General features: G+C 49.7%; 2 protein-coding genes and 1 pseudogene. All 3 read right to left on the bottom strand.

Annotation, left to right across the window (positions count from 1 at the left end; all coding sequences use genetic code 11):
* Positions 1-15 precede the first annotated feature (15 nt).
* Positions 16-420: pseudogene (locus QZ506_RS11455) on the bottom strand (SPFH domain-containing protein); the annotation flags it as partial.
* Complete coding sequence (locus tag QZ506_RS11450) at positions 417-608, bottom strand: hypothetical protein (RefSeq protein WP_291971179.1); 192 nt, start codon at positions 606-608, stop codon at positions 417-419. The pseudogene QZ506_RS11455 and the gene QZ506_RS11450, both read right to left, overlap by 4 nt.
* A 57-nt stretch (positions 609-665) precedes the next feature.
* Positions 666-1,009, bottom strand: a 344-nt coding sequence (locus QZ506_RS11445; protein WP_291971177.1) for an ssDNA-binding protein, incomplete at its 5' end; no start/stop codon positions are given.

Genomic DNA, 1,009 nt, shown 5'->3' with positions numbered 1-1,009 from the left:
TATTCAACAAAGCCCCGTGCTCATACGGCTGGCCAGACGGTTAAGCGCGTCGGCTATCTTTTGGCGAAGATCGGTATCAGTAATATCCTCAACATCCTTGCGGTATGTCTGGAAAACGGTTGTTACTTTGGTTGGGTCAACCTTGTAAGCCACACCAATGAGATAACCAATGGTCGTGCCGTCGCTCATCTGGAAACTGAAAGCGTGGTCGTAGATTTTCATTTGCTTGAAGGTTGGGAAGATATATATTTCGGTATTCCAGCCAGTCCAGTAGCGGCCCACACCAACAACCTAACCCACGCCTTTATCGTCGCCCAGCTTATTAACTTTGATGCCAACATTACCCTGCTCAACGCGATCACAACCTGTTATTTCAAAGTCTGCAAAGGAGAGTAGTACTGCAAAAATAATCTTCTTCATTTCTTTTCCTTACCGATAGAAAGGCCTATGTAAATGGCGCACAGAAAAGGGGGCGTTAGGAACGCCAGCGCTACGCCGGAGATAGCTGCTATCGTGTCCTTCATTGATATGAGTGAAGGCACCATGAAGCCGTAAACAAGCGCGGCAATGGTCAATATTGAGACCAGCCGGATATAGACTTTTAACATTCGGTACCTCAGAAAGTACCCGGCGCTGGGCCGGGTGATCGGGGGTGTGGCTGTGTGTTAAATCAATGCCTCAGCATCCGCGCCTTCGCTCATATTCTCGAAGTCATCCGGCGTCGCTACACCGCCGCCAGCGAAGGCGTCACCATCGCGCAGGAACTGGACGCCGCCCAGTGACGCGTTAATACGCTTGCCAAAATTGTTATCCATCGCCCATATATCGATGGTGGCGTTAACGTAGCAACAGGCATACGGCTTGCCATAGGCGGCGGTCAGCGCGGAACGATCACGGTCGATAACCAGTGGTCGGGCTTTATTACTGGCGGAGACAAACTTATTACCGGGATAGCCCTCGTATTCTGCTTTTTCATGGCTTTGTTGAATAAATAGAACTTTTGGGTAAT

The organism is Candidatus Symbiopectobacterium sp., assembly GCF_020054415.1.
Lineage (GTDB): Bacteria > Pseudomonadota > Gammaproteobacteria > Enterobacterales > Enterobacteriaceae > Symbiopectobacterium.
Note: the sequence above shows the minus strand (reverse complement) of the source record. Positions and strands in the feature narration are given on the sequence as shown.

What these genes read in the sequence shown, in the direction of transcription:
- QZ506_RS11450 (WP_291971179.1), bottom strand. Translation starts at nt 608, where the DNA reads ATGTTAAAAGTCTATATCCGGCTGGTCTCAATATTGACCATTGCCGCG.